The following is a 19,568-nucleotide window of genomic DNA, read 5'->3' as shown; positions in this document are numbered from 1 at the left end:
AACCTTTATTTTATAGAAATATAAATCTCTATTTGCTCATCTTCTTCATATTTTTCAAAGTCAAAATTGTATGCTCTTTCATATTCACACTCTTCTGAGCTAAAATAGTTCCAAACATCATGCCAAGCATCTATTACAACATCAGGTAATTCACCTTTTTTTGTAAATACTAAGTATCTATCTTTTTCAATAGTGATTGCATTTTTTGGTTTAGTAACTTCTACTCCTACTGTATAATCATAGTCAGAATTTACATCACTTTCATATTTGTTATAAAGCCCGTACATTGCAAAACTTTTAGCTTTATTAAATGTTTTTGATTCAATATTGTCATCAACATATTTTTGCCATAAATCTGGAATCTTTCCTTGTTCTTCGTTTAGTTCAGTTTCGTTGTTTGTTCTTGTAGTAATACCTGCTACATAGAATTTTTCTAAGTATTTAACTTTCATATTTCTCTTTTATTTTTATTTATGTAATAGTAGCAAAAGAATATAAAAAGAATTTGATATTTGATTGAAGTCTTAAATACATCGCCCAAAAGGCGATATATTATCTTTTATAGTATGAGATTAGTGAAGCTTTTGCTATTGCGTGGTTATTTAAGTAGTAACCTACAATTGCAGGGTTTGTATTTTTGTCTAAACCTAATTTATCTGTGTCTAAAGCATAAACTGTGAAAACATATCTATGAGCTTTATCACCTTTTGGAGGGCAAGCTCCACCAAATCCACTTTTTCCATAGTTTGTAACACTTTGAACTATATCTTTATGCTCTTTTGAACCAAAATCTTTTTCTAAGCTCATAGTATCTTTTGGAATATCAAAAACTAACCAATGCCACCAACCAGAACCAGTAGGAGCATCTGGATCATAAACAGTTACAGCAAAAGATTTTGTACCTTTTGGTGCATTTTCCCATGAAAGATGTGGAGAGATGTTTTCACCTGTACATCCAAAACCGTTAAACTCTTGAGTTTTTGTAAGTTGCCCTTTTAAAGTATCACTTTTTAAAGTAAAATTATCAGCAAATAGTGAGATAAAACTAAAAGCTAATACTAATAATATCTTTTTCATATTTTTCCTTTTTGTAAGATAGTGTTATTATAAACTAAAATGTTATAAAAAAGTACTAGAAAAAAACTAATTTTTGTTGTTTTTTATTTGTTTTGGAGTTAAGTTGTACTCTTTTTTAAAAACTTGTATAAACCAAGATAAGTTATCAAAGCCACACTGTATACAGATTTCACTTACATTTTTATCACTATTTTCTAAAAGTATCTTTGCTCTTTGTAGTCTTTTTTTTGTTTGCCATTTTTTAGGTGTAGTTTTATAAACCTCTTTAAATTTCTGCCTAAAAGATATATCGCTCATTTTTAAAGCATACGCTAGGTCTAAAATATTGTCTTCATAAGAAAAATTGTTTTCTATAAAAGATTTGAAATAGTTGTCTTTGTAGATTGAGTGTAAAAAGCTTTTAAATTCAGTTGAGTATTTGCTAGTTAATATATTTAAAAAAGCCTCTTCTAGTTTTAGTTTTATGATTTCTTTATTTGTTGTTTTTAAAGTCTTTACATAATTAAAAGTAGAGTTCATAACAATACTAAGCTCTTGTGTCTTTTTAAAACTTAATATGTCCGTTTCTTTTGAGTCTTCATCTTTGAAAGATATATTATATTTTGATATAAAATCTAATAGCGTAGAGTCTTCATAAAAAAATAACATAGCTTCATAATACTCATCTAAAACTTCACTCATCACATAAGTTCCACTTTTTAGAAATAAAAACTGATTTTCATCCACATAAATATCTTTATCATTTAGATGAAGAATTTTTGTACCTTTTATTACAAGTATTAAAACATTTGACTCTAATAAAACTTCGTTTTTGTTTTGTGGCTCTTTTTGAATATAGTTCAAATATGAGAAGCTTTGAGTTTCAGGTATTTTTAGTTTCAATCTTTTTCCTTTTAATTACTCATATCTTTTATCATAGAATAGTTTATAAGAGTTTGATTTTGTCTTTTTATATGATTTTCTTTTACTTCTTTAAAACCAAACCTCTCAAAAAAAGGTTTTGCTGTAATACTTGCATCAACTCTCAATAGTTTAATACCATGATTATCTGCATTTTTAAATATCTGTTCTATCATAAACCTCCCTATTTTTAGACCTTGATACTCATGATGAACATAAAAACAATCAATATAATCATCTTCATAAATATAAAAACCTACTATTTCATCTTCAAGCATACATAAATAAGTATTTGAAGTTTTAAGCCTATTTTTCCATGTTTTTAAATCTATATTTTTACTAGCCCAAGCATCTAACTGCTCTTCTGTATAATCTTTTTTATTTATATTATGAACTGTGTTTGTAAAAAGATTTGCTACTTCTTTTATGTATTTTTCTTCATAAGGTTTTATAGTAAATGACTTCATTTTAAAATACTCACTATTGTATCTATTATATCTTGATGAATCAACTCTTTACTAACTTTCTCTTCATAACAGAGATTTGGATTTTCTTTTGTACCTTTTAATATCATCTTTCCTTTTTTAGTACATAGAGAAAAAGAACTAAAGACATTTGAGTTTTTTATCTTTTCATATGTAAAACTATCTTTAAAATGACTATTGTCTAATACTTTTTGATTTGATAAATTTATAAATGAAAAATCTGTCATACTATCTTCTAAGCTATTTTTATCAAACATATTTGAATATTCCATATCAAATAAAACTGCTTTTTTACTTGGTATTGAGACTTTTATGTCTTTTATAAACTCCACATCAAAAGACTTTAAATCAATATCATTTTCTTCATACCAAGTACAATCTAAACTTTGAGTATTTAAACACTGGTTTTTATATGATTCAAGATTTAACTTAGCAGATGAAGATAAAGCAAAACTAGTAGATCCAAGTAAAAAACCCACAGAATTGATGTTTTCATAATCAATACTATCTTTAAATTTTTCAGTCTCTTTTAGCTTTTCAAAAGATATATGGATATCATTTGCTCTTAACCAAGGCTCATAAAAAGAAGTTTTTTTATCAAGTTTATTTCTAGTAAGCAAAACTATAAAACCTTTTTGGGCTAAAGCTTTTGCTAACCAATCTATCTGATTAGAAGCACTTCTAAGCCCTCCATGAGATAAAAAAATCAAAGGATACTTGTCCTTTTTTAAAGCCCCATTTAAAGCAAGGCTTTGAGATACAAAAAGTTTGTGTTGACCTAAAATAAACTCTTCTTCATCAGAACTTGGATAAAAAACCATAGTTTTTATATCAGAGTTTCTATGTTTTGAGTAAACATCAAAAGTAGTAAATCCTACTTTGTTATTGGCAAATAATGCTGTAGATATAAAAAAGAAAAGAAGTAATGTTTTTCGTATAGCTTTTATTGATTTCAATTGTATTTCCTAACGTATTTTAATTCAAAATGATAAAACTAGTTATCATTTTGAAATATTTTAGCAAAAATGTAAAGTAACCTTATCATTTATCCAAAATTATATTAATAGAAGTTATTTTTAAATTAAAGCTTAGTTAATACTATTTAAATCAATGGAGATTTTAAATGATAAAAGAATTTGGAATATCTTTTTTATATTTATTATCGTAGTTAATTATTTTCATCTCTCAGCTTTTCTATTTCTTCTAATACTTCATTAACACTACTCTCTAACTCAGCACCCATCTTTTTATATTCATTTGGATATTCATCTTGCATAAGTTTCATAAGAGCAAACCATATTGGTTTTAATTTTTCTTTTAAATTATATTCTTTTAATTCAAGTAATTCTTTTGCTAAATTATACTGTTTTTTTGAACTTAGTTTTATTATGTATTTTGTTAAAATTTCTAATATAACTGAATCTTCACAAAAAGGTAAAAACTTCTTAATTTCCAAAACACAGCTATTAAATTTATCACATTCAAATAATAATTCTGCGTATAAATAAAGATATCCCATCTTCATTAAACCCAATTTGTTTGCAAGTTCTTTAGTTAATTCTGTTGCTTCGTTATACCTACCTAATATGATATAAAATTCTGAAAGTTGCCACAATAAAAAAGGACTTTTTCTTTTAGATTTTTCCAATAAAACTACTGCTTTCCCAACTTCGCCATCATTAGCAAGTTGCCTACTAATAACACCGATTTCGTTATCAGATGAAGATAACTCATTTAAATAACTAGATTCTATTTTTTTAAAATATTCTCTGCTATTCATTTTTAAATTAATATCTATTTCTATATTTAAATTACAAAATCTCAAAGCTTCAGACATATAGTAGACATAATTTGGATTTAAATCTTTTTCTTTAATTCTTTGTGTTAGAGAAATAGCTCTAAATTCTAATTCTTCCTTAGTACACCAAGAGTTTAAAAATGCAATTAACCATTCAACTCTTTGTCTATCTTTTTTTCTACCAAATCTCATAAGATACCAAATATTAAAAAACCTTTCTTTGATTTTATATATCTTATTTTTCCCTATAGATTCTGATTCAATAATTTCGTATTTTTCAAGTTTTTTAAGTTGAGCTGAAATAGCTTTGCTTTCCATTCTAGTTTTTTTTGCTATCTCTTTTGTGTACATGCCATCCCAATTTATAGCAATTGTGTGTACTATTTCTTGTAACTGGTCTGGTAAATCATCCATTCTATGTTTGTAAAGTGGTGTAACTTCATCAAGAATTTTGAGTAAATCATCAAAAGCCGTTCCCTCTTCATCTAAAAATATATCAAATAACATTACTAAGGTTCTAGGAACTCCACCTGTTAATTGTCTGATTACTTCTAATCTTTCTGGAGTATTTTCTATAACTTCTTTTATTTTTTTCTTTTCTTCCGTATTTGCATAAGATAATAAAAACTTTTTACTCTCTTCTGAATTAAAACCTTTAAGTTTAACTATTTTGAAAAACTCATAAAAAGGTTTACTATAATCATAATGTTGTTCAAGCATTTTAGTTGAACCACCAATAATTCTAAAAGATGAAGAAGTTAAAAGTATCTCTCTAAATCGTCTTTGCTCTTTTTGGGAAAACTTGCCTATTAATTCATCTATATTATCTACAAGAATTAATAGTTTTTTATTTTCTTTTTTGATATGTTTTTCAAAATATGAAAATGCTTTTAGTTCATAATCTTCATCTTCAAAAAACTCTTCCATATCGTCTAAAATATTTGGAAATATATCTTCATACATAGATTGGAGATAGTCAGCTACTTCTTCCCATAATCGAGATAAAGACCTAATTTGATATTGTTCTTCTGCAAATTTTACGGGAATTAAAAACTTAGATAAGTTTTTATCTTTTTTTGTTTCTATTAAAATCTTTCTTAAGAGTGTGGTTTTACCCTGACCTCTTTGCCCAACTATGATAAAATGTTGATTTGCCACCTCATAATCAGAAGCTTTAATATCTTTGAATATCTCTTCAAATACTTTTTCTCTAACTACAAATCTTTTTAAAAATTCATCTTCTGGCATTTCATCTGGAGTATACTTATATCTTGAACTATTAATTTGCAACATTTTTGTACCACCACATTTTTAAAATAGGAGAATTAAATCTATATTCTTTTGGATTATCATTATTGTTAATGTAACCATCATGAATAAGCGAATGAATAATTTCTTTTACTTCATCATCATCTAAATCATATTTAACACCTATATTAATAATATCTAACGATTCCATTATATTATTTTCTGATATATGATTTAACATTTCTTTTGTAAATTTAAATTCATTTATACCTAATGCTTCTTTTAATTTACTTCTCCAGTGCTCAAAATGATTTCTATGATTTAATGCATTATTAATAGCTTTATCAAGTATTTCAACTGTTACCTCATTAACATTATCTTCGATTGTTATTGTTTTAATTTCTTGAATGATTAGTTGTATATAAAAAGGTATATACCATTCAACTCTTTTTAGAAACTCATTTATTACGGTATCATCTAATTTTAATTCAAGATTAGATACTAACACACTAATAAATTGCTTACTCTCAATAAAACTAAGAGGATTAACTTTTATACTATTTAGGTCATTTATATGTTTCATTCCATTTAACTTTGAAACTACACTTTCTAATCCAATAGAACCTGCATAAATAAATGATACTTTACTTGATATTTTTTGATTTTGTCTTAGTTCTCTATGTCTTTTTATAAACTTTATAGCACTTATTGTATCTTCATATTTAATTATATTTTCTACAGTTTGAGCAAATTCATCAATCATAATAATTAGCTTTTTATTAGTATCTAAATCTTTAATCATTTTTTCAAATGCTTCAGAATAATCTAAAGTTTCACCATCCCCAAAAGTAACTCCAGATGTTGATATTTTATCAATTCTTATATTTTTTATTTTTTCAAATAATGTATTTGAATATGATTTTAATTTATTTACAAAATCTTCTTCTTGTAAAGCATTGAATAATTTTTGCCAAAATTCATTTTCATTATCTGCTGATTCAGTATCGATATACATAACGATGTAATCATCTTTTGGATTATCAAGCAAATTAAACATAATTGATGTCTTACCAACTCTTCTTGGAGCAGCTAGTAATATATGACTACCACTATCTATTTTATTCCAGATAATTGATATTTCACTATTTCTATCCCAAAAATCATTTCCTCTTACTGCTTGACCAACACAATTTTTCATGAATTTTCCTTTGACAACTTTTTTGTTGTTATTATAACTGACAATTTTTTTGTTGTCAATAGCTTTGACAATTTTTTTGTTGTTATAAATTTTTAGCTATAAAAAAAGGTAAGAAATTAAATTCTTACCTTTTAGTAGTTTCCAAGTGAAGAGATTAAAACTTCTTAATCAAGTCCACATAAACAGCTGTTAAGTCTTCTACTTCTTTTACTGTTGTTCTCTCACCTACACTATGGATTGTGTCGTTGATTACTCCAAACTCTATAGCTTCTATTCCAAAGCTTCCGAAGTATCTGGCATCACTTGTACCACCTGCTGTTGAGTGTTTTGTAGTAACTCCTGTGATTTCTTTTATTGAGTTTTCCATGGCTTTTACTACTTTTGATTCTTTGTTTGTTACAAATGGAAAAGAGCCTTGTGTAGTTTTAAAGTCATACTCTAAACCTTTTAGATTTTCATGAATAAACTCTTCTACTGATTCTCTTGTAGTGTTTGTTGAATTTCTTACATTGAACATAAGTTTTAACTCATTTGGTGTTACATTTGTAACTTCCATACCACCTCTTATATCAGTCATTACCATCTTTGATGGTGCGAAGTATTCATCTCCATCATCTAGGTTATGTCCTGCTATTTTTGGTAAAACATGAGCGAAGTTATGTACTGGATTTATACACTTCTCAGGGTATGCTGCGTGACCTTGCTTTCCTTTGATAGTGATGTATCCGTTGATACTTCCTCTTCTTCCTACTTTTATAGCATCACCAAATACATCTTCACATGTTGGCTCTGCTACAACTGCATATTGAGGTATGAAGTTTATAGCCTTTAAATGCTCAAGCATTTTGATAGTTCCGTATGTTCCCTCACCCTCTTCATCAGAAGTCATAAGAATACTAAGTGTCCCATCAAAATCAACGGCGTGTTTACAAGCATATAAAAACGCTGCATCACCACTTTTCATATCTTGTGTTCCACGTGCTGTGATAACACCATCGATAATATCAGCAGCAAAAGGATCTACATCCCAACCCTCACCAGGAGGTACTACATCTATATGTCCTGCAAAACATAAGTGTTGTGGATTGTCATTGAATTTTTTATAATAAAATCTATTTTTTACGCCTTCCATATCAACACTTATACATTCCCATGTATCACCTAAATACTCTTCTATAAAATCAAATGCTCCATCATCATCAGGAGTAACTGACTTAAATCTTAATAATTTTTGAAATAGTTCTATAACTGTCATTTAATTCCTTTTATATATAATGGGATTGTAGCGAAATTGTGATTTATTTTGCTATAATAATTAAAATTGCCAAAAAATTATGAGCAAAAAAAGGTAATAATTATGAGTAGATTTGATAAAATTTTCTATACAATAGTAATATCACTAAGTATTTATGTAACTGTAGGTTTTAAACTAATTCCTTATGTCGTTGAAGACCAACTAGTAAAGAATCTTGATAAAACTTTAACACTAAAGTCCCATGTTAAAAAAGTAGACTTTAATCCCTTTACATTTCATGCAAAAATACATGATTTTAGACTGGGAGACTATGAAAAGCCAACTGTTTCTTTTGAAGAGTTTGCATTTGATTTTGGTGGCTTTAAGTCACTTTTTAATCTACATGTAAATGTAGAAAATGTTTTACTTAAAAACGCTTTTATCGATGTAGTACAGCAAAAAGATGGAACTATAAATCTTACAAAACTTCTAAAAGAGAAAAAAGAAGAGCCAAAAAAACAAGAAGAAACAAAAAGTGAAAATGATATTAAGTTCTTAGTATCTAAAATCTCACTTGTTGACTCTAAAATCAACTATACAAAAATAAAAGATAAAAAGCCATTTTTACTTACTTTAGATAATATAAACTATGAATTATATGATTTAGGTAGTTTTGAAAACCCTCTTTCATCAAATAACTTTTCTCTAAAAATAAATGAAAATGCAAAACTTTTAATCAAAGGTGCTTTTAGATTAGAACCTTTTACTATGTATGGTAAAGCCTCTTTAGAAAACCTAGAACTTGCAAAACTTTTAGAGTATGAAAAAGAGATGTTAAACTTCACACTTGATAAAAAAGCAAAGTTTGATACTATTGTAAACTTTGATATTACTACAAAAGATGAGTTTAACCTAGAGCTTTTTACAGATAAACTAAAACTATCAAATCTAAATATTAACAGCCAAAAACAAGATATATTCAAACTAGATAGTTTTGATATTAAAAGAGTTGATTTAAATCTTAAAAATGAAGACCTAAAAGTATCAGATGTGACTTTATCAAAACCTATTATAAATTTACTACAAAATAAAGATGGTCTAAATATCACAAAATTAGTAAATACAAACGATAAAAAAGAAGAAAAAAAGAAAGAATCAAAACCAAATAACTGGAAAGTAAATGTATCAAATATCAAATTAGCAAATGCTAGTTTAAATTTCAAAGATACTATAAATAACTTAGAAGTTAAAAATCCAAATTTTTCTTTTAATACAAATAGCATCAATATAAAAGATTCAAAAATAGATTTAAATAACCTTACATTAAACAATCCAAAGCTTTCATTTGTAGATAAGAAAAATAGACTTAATGTAGATACAAAAAATTTGAATATCAAACTAAATGACTTAGCTTTAATTGATAATAAAATAGCTATAGATAAACTAGGTATCACAAAAGAGAGTTTATCACTAAAAGATAGAAAAAATGCAATGTATATAAATACAAATAAAGCTTCTATAAACCTAAGCAATATAAAAGTAGCAGATGGTAAGACATCAGTAAATTCTATAAACTCGATGATTAAATCAATAGCCTTAAATCAAGCAAGAGAAAAACAAAAAATAAATATCAATAACTTAGGTCTTGATATAAATAGCATAAATCTAAATGGTGAAAATATCAGCGTATCAAAAGCAAAAATAGCAAAACCATCAATCAAACTTGCAAACCAAAAATCAAATAGCCAAATAAACGCAAGAAATATTGAGTTAAGTTTAAATGGTATTAGCAAAAACGCAAAACTAATAAGAGTTAAACAACTAAGACTAAATGAGCCAAACCTAAGTATCTACAATACAAAAGAAAAAACTAAAATAAATACTTCAAATATAGATGTTTTAGTAAAAGACATAAAAAGCTATACAAACGGTCTTTTAAGTGTTGCAAGTACAGATATCATAAACCCAAAAGTTTCTATATCGCTTCCTAAAAAGAGTTCTAGTTCTACAAAATCAAAAAAAGTTGTGAAGCAAGAGAAAGAACCAAAAGCTAAAAGCAATGCAAAACTAAACATAGGCCCTGTAAATATCAAAAATGCTTCTTTAGCTTTTGAAGACAAAAGCTTACCACTTCCTTTTAAAACAACTGTGTCAAAACTAAATGGTCAAATATCAGAGCTAGATACAACAAAAGCAAGTAAAACAAGACTAAAAGTAAATGGAGTTGTTGATAAGTATGGAACAACAAAGATTACAGGTGTTGTAAATCCAAATGATATAAAAATACTTACAGATGTAAATATGGTATTTAAAAATATCTCTATGAAAAACTTCACTCCTTATACTTCTAAATTTATAGGAAAAGAGTTAGATAGTGGTAAACTAGATTTAGATTTAAAATACAATATCCAAAAGTCAGATTTAGATGCCAAAAACTCAATTGTTATTACTAAAATAGAGCTAGGTAAAGATGTAAAAAGTGATGATGCAGTTTCACTTCCTCTTGGTTTAGCAATAGCTTTACTTGAAGACTCGAACGGAGTTATTGATTTAGATATTCCAGTATCAGGAAATGTAGATGATCCAAAATTCCAAATAGGTTCAGTAGTATGGAAAGCCTTTACAAATCTTATTACAAAAGCTATTACAGCTCCCTTCTCTCTTTTAGGTGCTATGTTTGGATTTGATGAAGATGAAATAAAAAGTGTAAACTTTGATTTTGCAAAAAGTGAAATCACTCCAATACAAAAAGAAACACTTGATAAAATATCTAAAATCCTAAATAAAAGACCAAACTTAGCTTTAAAACTAGTAGGCTCGTATGATGAAACTAAAGACATGTATGCAATGAAAAAAGCAAGCTTTGAAAAACAAATCAAAACAAAAATACCAAACGACCAAATAAGAGATTATGAAAAAAGATATTTAGAAGTTATGATGTCTATGTATAAAAAGTTTGACAAAAAGTTAAGCTCTAAAAAAAGCTTTACAAAAGATGGAAAACTGAATCAAAAAGAATATAGTAATTATCTAGAAAAAAACTTGATCTCTAAGCAAAATATTTCTAAAAAAGATTTAGAAAAAATGGCTAAAAATAGAGTTTTAAATATAAAAGAATATCTTACTAAAACTAAAAAAATCAAAGCTTCTCAAATCATCATAAGTGATAAAATAAAAGTGAAAACTCAAAGTAAAAAAACTTCAAACATAGACTTAAAAATCTCACAAGCAAAATAAAATACTATAACTTAAACTTATAAATATGTCATTTGACATATTTATAATAATCTGATATTATTCTTTTAATTTATATCAAAATTATAAGGATAACTTATGAAAAATGGATTTATATTAATTATAATACTTTTATTAGGGTTTCTTTTTTATGGTGTATTTACTCAAATAGATAAAACTTCCTCGAAAAATCTAAAAAGAGTTCCTTGTCAAAATAAGACTATCACTTTTGACAAGATAAACACAGAAGCAAATATCTCTAAAACTATTAAACTTATAGAAAATGGCTCAGTTAATATTGATGGATATATTGATTATTCAAAGTTTATGAAAAGTAATCTAGAAAACAAAATATCAAATGCTGATATTAATAATAGAATCATTAAAGTACTTAATACATACAAAGAAACAGATGAAAAACTTAAAGATAAAGTAGATATTAAATTCTATATTTACGAAAATGATAGAGAAGATAAAAGAAAAAAAGGTGATAGCTGTAAGGTTTATGCTGGTTATATTGTATTAGAGTTTATTTTAAATGATACACAAGTATATAAAATACAAACTGATTATATGGAAGATGATATAAGTGATTTAGATGAGAGAATAAATTGTGCCATCAAATCACTAATTTTATTAAAATAAAGACTAGTAGTAGAGCTTAGTTCTTGTCTTCACTACTATCTACATGTACTGCTGCCCAAAAACTATAAGGTAATGCAGCAACTATTCCACTTATAAAAAGTAATCCAAAGATTACATCAAAAACTATATTATCAAACATTATACATCCTTTAAAATTTATAAAGGAAGTATAGTTAAAAGTAGTACTATAATAGTACTAGTTTTTTAAAGCCTAATAACCTTAGCTCCAAAACCACCTTGACTTGGGTGTGCATCTGTATATCCAGCAACTTTGGGATGAGAGTCTAAAAACTTTTTAACAGCGTAAGATAGTTTTCCAGTTCCTATTCCATGATAAACTAAAACTTCATCAAATCCTGCTATTAGTGCATCTGATAAAAATTTATCTAGATTATCTATGGCTTCATCTGATCTTTGCCCATGTAAGTCAAGTTTTACATGACCACTATCTGGTTTTTGAACATTTACTGTTGCTTTTTTAGGAGGTGTTTTTATCTTTGGAGGATTTCCACTTCTTTGTAAGTCTTCAAGTTTAACTTGTACTTTCATACCCATATCATTTTCAATAAAGGCTTTTTTCCCTTTTATAGAAATAAGTGTACCTTTTGTTGTTCTATATTTTACTCTATCCCCTACTTTAAGCTCAACAGAATCAACTACTTTATTAGTTTTTATTTCGCTAGCTTTTTTATGGGAAGTATTTAAATGCTGATGACCTTCTCTTACCATCTTAGCTTTTATAGCTTTTTTAGCCTCTTCTCTTGCATCTTTATACTCTTTGTGAAGTTTTGATTTTTCAGAATAAATTTGCTCATCTAAAGTCTCTTTTTGCTCTTTTAAATTTCTTGATAATCTTTGCATATTATCAATCTCATCATCAAGTTTTGCAATTTTTAGTTTATATTCTCGCTCTAAATCACTACTTCTTTCAATAAGTTCATTTAATCTATCTTTATCCTCTCCATAAACCTCTTTTGCTTTTTTAACTACATTTTGAGGAATACCATATCTACTTGCTGTTTCAAAAGCATAAGACTTACCAATAGTTCCTTGTAAAAATTCATAAGTTGGTTGTTGGTTCTCTTCATCATAAAGTGCGGCTATTAATTCAACATCATCATTTGAAGCCATAAGTGCAGCTAGTCTTTTATGGTGAGTTGTAATAATTACTTTAATATCTCTTTTCATTAAGTCTTCAATTATTACTTTAAATAAACTTGCTGCTTCATCTGAATCGGTACCTAACTCAATTTCATCAACACCAACTATTGCATTTTTTGCACTAAATAGTTTTGAAAACTCTACCATTCTTCCAGCAAATGTTGAAATATCATTTTTTACACTTTGAGGGTCATCTAAAACAGCATTGATATTTTTGAAGCTTCCTATTTGTGTCTCTTTTGAAGCTTTGTATGGTAATAAATACTTTGATAAAAGCACTGCTGATAAAATTGATTTTAACATCATAGTTTTACCCCCTGCATTTACCCCTGTAATCATAACTACAGATTTAGTAAAATCAATACTTATAGGTTTTGCATCATGTAGTGCTGGGTGAGCAAAGTTTACTAGTTTATTCTCTTTTTTCTTTGATGGTAAAATAAAGTTTTTATCATCCATTTTTGCAAAGAAAATTCTTGCTTGATAGTGATCAAATCTATCAAACTCTTTGTTAATAAACTTTAAAAACATTAAGTTTTTTTCAAATATTGAGCTTATTTGTTTACAAACTTTTAATAAGATTTCTTCTTTTTTATTTAATAAATCATTTTGTGATTGCTTAAGTGAGCTTACACTATGAGGTAGTACATAGAAAAAACCTGAATTTGATCTATCTAAAACAGAAGCTTTTAATACATGATTAAATCCACCTCTTACAAGTAAACACTCCTCGCCATTTACATAGTGAACTTGAGTATCTACAAGATATGTTCTTAGATTACTATTGTTTATTGATTTATAAAGGCTTTGTTTGATTTGTTCTTTATTTTTTTTGATAGCTTCATTTACTCTATCAAAGTCATCACTTACACCATGTTTTAAGTTTGATTTTTCATCAAAGTAATTACAAACTTCATTTACATCTTTAGGTATGATAATCTTATCTATCCACTCTTGAAGTTTTCCCTCAAAGTTAAATCTTCTTAAATAGTTGAAGTACTTGATGATTTTTATAAACTCATAAATCTCATATACTTTTAAAATACCTTGTTTTTGTAAGTGAACTAGCTGATTGTCTAAATTTTCAACTTTTTTTGGTTCATTTATATCATAGTTTGAAAGTTCGTTTATAAGTTTGAAGTGAAGGTTTATATCCCCTTCTAAGATGATTGATTTTTCTCTAGCTAAAAGCTTAGAAAAAGATTCTATATAGTCTGTTAAATCTAATTTTTTTAATATATTTTGCATGGGCGCATTATAGCCAAAAGGCTATAATACTTTTATTATAAATAATACTGCCAGTAAACTAAAGCTATTGTAGTAATACAAATAATACCAAAGATATTAAATACAATACCAAATCTAGCCATATCTTTTACTTTTACAGCACCACTACTCATTGCAATTGCATTTGGAGGAGTTGCAATTGGAAGCATAAAGGCGTAAGAAGCACAAATAGTAGCTACAAATAAAATAAGTGTAGTGTCAATATTTGCTACCTGACTTAAAGAATAAATAATAGGTAAAGCAATTGAAATCAATGCTGTATTTGATGTAACTTCTGTTGTAAATGTAATCAGTGTTGCAACTAAGATTATCAAGAATACCACTGGTAAGTTAGTAAGTTGTAATAAATAGTTTGCTATTTCACCTGCAAGACCTGTTGATGAGAAGGCTGCAGCAATAGAAAAACCTGCACCAAATAAGAAGATAATTTCATAAGGAATCTTTTTTGTATCATCCCAAGTTAAGAAACCAATCTTTGGCATGAACATTAACAATCCATAAGCAAGTAAAATACCTTTTTCATTGATACCAAGACCTGAATAATATGGCTCAATTTTAGAGTTTACTAGAAGTAAAACCACTAATGAACCTAAAATATATAAAAGTCTTCTTTGTTCAGAACTTAAATGCTCTCTATCTTCTAAATGTGTATCAAACTTTAAGTTATTTACACCAAGAGATAAAACAAATGGAATAATTAACAACATAATAAATGCTAATGGTCCTGTTAAGAAAATCCATTTAACAAATGGAATAGCTTCAATAGATTGTTGTTCCATAAATCCTAAAAGAATTAAATTTGGAGGTGTTCCAATAGGTGTAACAATACCGCCAATACTTGCACCATAAGCAATTGCAAGTACTAATCTCATTTTTAATCTTAAATCATCTGTTAAGAACATAGCAATTGGAATAAGTAAAAGTGCTGTTGTTGTATTTGAAATAAGAGAACTTAAAAATGCTGAAGTTATTGAAAGTGAAAATAAAACTCCCCTTGGTGTATTTGGGAAAAGTGTCAATAACTTATTTGAAACATATTTATGTAAATTGGTCTTTTGTGTTGCAATAGCAATCATAAAACCACCTAAAAATAGAAAAATAATAGACTTAGAGTAGTTCACTGTAGTTGCGTTCGTACTCATAATATCAAATGCTGGGAAAAGCAGTATAGGAAATAGTGATACTACACCTAAAGGCAATGCCTCATTTGTCCATAATGCAACAAGAAATGTAATAATTCCAAGTAGAGTTGCATGTTGCGTGTTAAACGCATAACTAGCTACAAAAAATGTAGCTAGTGCTAATACTAATGCTATAGCTATTTTTTTCAATTTAATCCTTTCTTTTTTAACTGTTATTTACATTGTAATGAACAAATGTGCAAATAACAAAAGAAAGTGTATAAAAATTGTACTCACTATGGTAAAAAATTACCTATAGTAACATAAAAAAATCTTATAACATTATTTATACATAATAAGTACATTATATGTACATTTTACATATAATTTACTTCTTTTTTGGTCTAAAAGGCTTTATTACCTCTTCATTACACTCTAAAAAAGGTCCTTCCATCAAATCGATACAATATGGAATCGCAGGAAATACAGCATCTAAACATTCTCTAATTGATTTTGGTTTACCTGGCAAATTTACAATCAATGAACTTCCTCTTAATCCTGCTGTTTGTCTTGATAAAATTGCAGTTGGTACAAACTTTAAAGACTCAGCTCTCATAAGTTCTCCAAAACCTGGCATCATTCTATCACATACAGCTTCAGTAGCTTCTGGTGTTACATCTCTTGCAGCAGGTCCAGTTCCTCCTGTTGTTACTACTAAACAACAGCCCTGATTATCAACTAAATCTTTCATAGTATCTTCAATAGTTTTTTGATCATCTTCAATACATCTGTATACAGGTTCCCAGGGTGATGTTAAATAATCATTCATTGTCTCTTCAATAGCTTTTCCACTAATATCTTCATAAATTCCTTTACTAGCTCTATCAGATGCTGTAATAATTCCTATTTTTGCTATTTGTTTTTCACTCATAAAATATGTCCTTTTTCTTTTATATAATATACTGTTGCATAATCTTTAAAAAAATCATTTGCTTTTTTTGAATCAATAATCTTATCTTTTTGACCAAGATAAACTTCAATCTTTACACCTTTGTCTAAAAGTACTTGAAGCTTTTCCTCACACCACTCATACATTAAAAGTTCTTCAAGCTCTTCGTAAGTACCTAATTTAAAATATTTAGATGTGTCTTTTTTTTGTGGATATGCAATATTTTCTAAAAAATTATCACAATAAGCTTGTGCATCTTTTTTAAAAAACATTAATTGCATTCTTTTGAACTTTTTATCTTGTGTTTGAAAAAAAGCAGGTGAAAAAAGTTGAAGTTTATCAACTCTTGAGGAAGTTTTTAGTGCTTCTTCAAAAGCTTTTATAGCCCCATAAGAAAAACCTGAGATTGTAAAATCATTTTCTATTAAATACTCAGAAAAAAGTTCTTGCTCATTTTCTAAACAAAATCCTGAATAGAAACTTTTAGATGTCTTCAACATTTATAACCTCATTTTCTAACATGATGTTTTTTAATCTTTCGATATTTGCAGCATTATGTGATAAGTCAGCTCTTAATTCATTTTTGATATTTGTAATCAACTCTTCAACTGAACCACTCATTTTATATTTTTCTACAATATCTTTTGCCGTTGAATAAGCACTTTCTAAATCTTTATGATTTATGGCATATTTCTCTTTTTTAATCACTTCAACACCAATAATACCAGCTAAATCTCTTTTTATATTCTGACATAATTCATGATATGAAGGATATGTAGAATTAAGTTTTTCGACACTTTCATCAAATAATGCTACCTTTGATTTAGAAATAAATGCTTTTGAAGCTTGATAAATAGATAAAATCTCTTTTTGTTTATCATCAAGGATTTTGATTTGCTTTTTTCCAAACTCTAATTTATTTTTAGCAACTTCAATATCATCCATATCTAAAACTTTTGCTTCTCTTTTTATCATACATAATAAAGCTTCATTAATAAGTGTAGCAAGTGATGCTGAACTAAATCCTGTAGTATCATTTGCTAATTTATCTATGTTTACTTCATGGTTTTTTTCTTTTAGATATAGTTCTAAAATTCTTTTTCTATCTTCAATATTTGGAAGTCCAACATGAACTCTCCTATCAAATCTTCCAGCTCTTAAAAGTGCATCATCTAAAACTTCAATTTTATTAGTTGCAGCAATTACAATAACACCACTATCACCTTCAAATCCATCCATTTGAGTTAAGAGCTCATTTAAAGTAGCTTCTCTTTCATCATTTGATTTTCCACTTCTTGCTTTTCCAACTGCATCAATTTCATCAATAAATACAATGGCAGGTGCGCTAAGCTTTGCTTTTGCAAAAAGCTCTCTAACTTTTTTTGCACCCATCCCCACATAAATCTGAACAAAAGAAGCTCCACTTTGATAGAAAAAAGGTACATCAGCCTCTCCTGCAACTGCTCTTGCAATAAGTGTTTTACCAACACCAGGAGGTCCTACAAGTAAAACACCTTTTGGTAGTTTAATACCATGTTTTAAATACTTCTTAGGTTCATTTAAAAAATCAACTACTTCTTCAAGTTCTTCTTTTATTTCAGAAATTCCTGCAACATCTTTAAATGTTACATTTGAGCTTACAGCTTGAATATCAGAATTTAAAATATCATTTGAAGTTTGTGCTCTTGATTTTACTAACTCTTCATTAAAAGCACTATTTTTAATAGACTTTCCACCTCTTTTACTTTGAATATAATCTCGAACCTTTTCTTGATTAAATTTAAGTACAAGTGCAAAACCTAGAAGTATGAATAAGAAACCTATTCCTAAATAATATGAACTATTTTGTATGTGAGCACTACTTTTGTAGATTGTATATAAAAAAAGTATCAGAAGAACGATGGCAGAAATTGCCATCAACTTAAAGTTTTTATCTAAATTTTTGTCTATCTTATTTGAATTTTGCGACATTTTTATCAGCCTTTGCTTCATAGTCATCTATGAAAATCCAATCTCCAACTATATCAACAGGAGATTCAACTTCTATTTGATTGAAGAATTGATCAAGCCCAATATATTTTCCATTTTTCTCTTGTTCTATTAAAACTTCAAGTCTTTGCTTGTTGTTTTGTCTAAAGTCAAGATTTTTCTGTTCAATAATACTTGTCAATTCGTTATAACGTATTTTAGCAACATCTCCTCTAATTTCAGGTTTCATAGTTGCACTTGGAGTTCCATCTCTTTTTGAGTAAGTAAAAGCATGAACATGAGTAAGTGGGAACTTATGAAGATTCTCCATAGCTTCTTTCCATAACTCATCAGTCTCACCTGGATGACCCACTATAAAATCAGTTCCCAAAGCATATCCATTTTCTTTTAAAAACTCAAAAAGTTCTAAATCAGATAATACTTTATTTCTTCTGTTCATTATCTTTAACATATCTTTTGATGTATGTTGCAGTGCAATATGAAGATGTTTTGCCATAAATGGCTCATTAATGATTTCTTTAAATTCATCATCAATTTGAATAGGTTCAATACTTCCCATTCTAATTCTTCTAACACCTTTTATTTGTGCCATTTTCTTTAAAAGTTTTGCTAGAGAAGTGTGTTGTTTTTTACCATATGAACCGACATTTGTTCCTGTTAAAATAAACTCACCAAAACCATTTGCAGCTAAAGTAGTAACTTGCTCTAAGATTTTATCTTCTCTATAAGACCTTGCATCACCTCTTACATAAGGAATAATACAATATGAACATCTAAAGTCACACCCCTCTTGAATTTTGATAAAGGCTCTACTTTTTCCAACAAACTCTTCAACTATTGTTTCATCAATATGTTCTAAATCCCCAGCTTGGAAAAATCTCTCTTCTTTCTTTAAAAGTTCATTGATATTCTCTTTTTCAGAGTGTCCAAATAATGAGTCAACCTTTTTTTCTTCAAATAAGCTCTCACCTTTTGTCCACACACCACAACCTGTAAATACAACTCTTGGGTCTTTTGGAAGTTTCTTCAAAGAGTTTATATATCCTCTTGCAGTTGAATCAGCACCATTTGTAACTGTACAAGAGTTGATTATAACAACATCTGCTTCATTCTCTTTTTGTGTAATTTCAAAATCTTTTAAATTACTCATCATAACTTGAGTATCAAATACATTTGTTCTACAACCAAAAGTTTTAAAATATACCTTTGGTTTATCACTTGAAAAATTCATTAAATATTTGT

The 19,568-nt window shown here is 27.6% G+C and carries 17 protein-coding genes; 2 read left to right on the top strand and 15 right to left on the bottom strand.

Annotated features, from left to right (window positions below; all coding sequences use genetic code 11):
- Positions 1 to 5: 5 nt before the first annotated feature.
- The 8 genes from NJU99_RS06935 to dapE form a co-directional block, all read right to left on the bottom strand.
- Positions 6 to 452 (bottom strand): GyrI-like domain-containing protein, encoded by a 447-nt coding sequence (locus tag NJU99_RS06935; protein ID WP_254577999.1) that lies wholly within the window; start codon positions 450 to 452, stop codon positions 6 to 8.
- A 100-nt stretch (positions 453 to 552) separates the two neighbouring features.
- Positions 553 to 1,077, bottom strand: coding sequence for a YbhB/YbcL family Raf kinase inhibitor-like protein (locus NJU99_RS06930; protein WP_254577998.1), 525 nt, complete (start codon positions 1,075 to 1,077; stop codon positions 553 to 555).
- Between the two features lie 66 nt (positions 1,078 to 1,143).
- Complete coding sequence (locus NJU99_RS06925) at positions 1,144 to 1,959, bottom strand: helix-turn-helix domain-containing protein (RefSeq protein ID WP_254577997.1); 816 nt, start codon at positions 1,957 to 1,959, stop codon at positions 1,144 to 1,146.
- An 11-nt stretch (positions 1,960 to 1,970) separates the two neighbouring features.
- Positions 1,971 to 2,444 carry a GNAT family N-acetyltransferase gene (locus NJU99_RS06920; protein WP_254577996.1) on the bottom strand — a complete coding sequence of 158 codons (474 nt, stop codon included), beginning with the start codon at positions 2,442 to 2,444 and terminating at the stop codon, positions 1,971 to 1,973.
- Positions 2,441 to 3,418, bottom strand: coding sequence for an alpha/beta hydrolase (locus tag NJU99_RS06915; protein WP_254577995.1), 978 nt, complete (start codon positions 3,416 to 3,418; stop codon positions 2,441 to 2,443). The genes NJU99_RS06920 and NJU99_RS06915 overlap by 4 nt, the downstream gene beginning before the upstream one ends.
- A 212-nt stretch (positions 3,419 to 3,630) precedes the next feature.
- Positions 3,631 to 5,553, bottom strand: coding sequence for an NACHT domain-containing protein (locus tag NJU99_RS06910; protein ID WP_254577994.1), 1,923 nt, complete (start codon positions 5,551 to 5,553; stop codon positions 3,631 to 3,633).
- On the bottom strand, positions 5,540 to 6,706 hold the full coding sequence (locus NJU99_RS06905) for an AAA family ATPase (RefSeq protein ID WP_254577993.1): 1,167 nt from the start codon (positions 6,704 to 6,706) through the stop codon (positions 5,540 to 5,542). Before NJU99_RS06905 ends, NJU99_RS06910 begins: the two co-directional genes overlap by 14 nt.
- A gap of 154 nt (positions 6,707 to 6,860) precedes the next feature.
- Positions 6,861 to 7,961, bottom strand: coding sequence for a succinyl-diaminopimelate desuccinylase (gene dapE / locus NJU99_RS06900; RefSeq protein WP_254577992.1), 1,101 nt, complete (start codon positions 7,959 to 7,961; stop codon positions 6,861 to 6,863).
- A 102-nt stretch (positions 7,962 to 8,063) separates the two neighbouring features.
- On the opposite strand from dapE, the gene NJU99_RS06895 reads away from it, so the two are divergent.
- Together NJU99_RS06895 and NJU99_RS06890 are read left to right on the top strand one after the other, a co-directional pair.
- Positions 8,064 to 11,177, top strand: coding sequence for a DUF748 domain-containing protein (locus NJU99_RS06895; protein ID WP_254577991.1), 3,114 nt, complete (start codon positions 8,064 to 8,066; stop codon positions 11,175 to 11,177).
- A 96-nt stretch (positions 11,178 to 11,273) separates the two neighbouring features.
- Entirely contained in the window at positions 11,274 to 11,819 is a 546-nt protein-coding gene (locus NJU99_RS06890; protein ID WP_254577990.1) for a hypothetical protein, read from the top strand.
- Between the two features lie 16 nt (positions 11,820 to 11,835).
- Here NJU99_RS06890 and NJU99_RS14915 read toward each other — a convergent pair whose 3' ends face one another.
- From NJU99_RS14915 to mtaB, 7 genes are all read right to left on the bottom strand, one after another.
- A complete protein-coding gene (locus tag NJU99_RS14915) occupies positions 11,836 to 11,958 on the bottom strand; it encodes a hypothetical protein (protein WP_283256443.1) in 123 nt (40 codons plus the stop codon).
- A 65-nt stretch (positions 11,959 to 12,023) separates the two neighbouring features.
- The gene (locus tag NJU99_RS06885) at positions 12,024 to 14,228 is read right to left on the bottom strand and encodes an endonuclease MutS2 (RefSeq protein ID WP_254577989.1); all 2,205 of its coding nucleotides are present in this window, start codon (positions 14,226 to 14,228) and stop codon (positions 12,024 to 12,026) included.
- A gap of 35 nt (positions 14,229 to 14,263) precedes the next feature.
- Positions 14,264 to 15,598, bottom strand: coding sequence for an SLC13 family permease (locus NJU99_RS06880; protein ID WP_254577988.1), 1,335 nt, complete (start codon positions 15,596 to 15,598; stop codon positions 14,264 to 14,266).
- 178 nt (positions 15,599 to 15,776) lie between these two features.
- The gene (gene mog, locus NJU99_RS06875) at positions 15,777 to 16,319 is read right to left on the bottom strand and encodes a molybdopterin adenylyltransferase (protein WP_254577987.1); all 543 of its coding nucleotides are present in this window, start codon (positions 16,317 to 16,319) and stop codon (positions 15,777 to 15,779) included.
- A complete protein-coding gene (gene bioV / locus NJU99_RS06870) occupies positions 16,316 to 16,834 on the bottom strand; it encodes a pimelyl-ACP methyl ester esterase BioV (protein ID WP_254578083.1) in 519 nt (172 codons plus the stop codon). Before bioV ends, mog begins: the two co-directional genes overlap by 4 nt.
- Entirely contained in the window at positions 16,821 to 18,308 is a 1,488-nt protein-coding gene (locus NJU99_RS06865; RefSeq protein ID WP_254577986.1) for an AAA family ATPase, read from the bottom strand. Before NJU99_RS06865 ends, bioV begins: the two co-directional genes overlap by 14 nt.
- The gene (mtaB, locus tag NJU99_RS06860; protein ID WP_254577985.1) at positions 18,289 to 19,557 is read right to left on the bottom strand and encodes a tRNA (N(6)-L-threonylcarbamoyladenosine(37)-C(2))-methylthiotransferase MtaB; all 1,269 of its coding nucleotides are present in this window, start codon (positions 19,555 to 19,557) and stop codon (positions 18,289 to 18,291) included. The genes NJU99_RS06865 and mtaB overlap by 20 nt, the downstream gene beginning before the upstream one ends.
- Positions 19,558 to 19,568: the final 11 nt, after the last annotated feature.

Origin of the sequence: Arcobacter roscoffensis, from assembly GCF_024267655.1 — a bacterium.
GTDB classification, from domain to species: domain Bacteria; phylum Campylobacterota; class Campylobacteria; order Campylobacterales; family Arcobacteraceae; genus Arcobacter_B; species Arcobacter_B roscoffensis.
The sequence above is the reverse complement of the archived record's forward strand: the minus strand, read 5'-3'. Positions and strand labels throughout refer to the sequence as shown.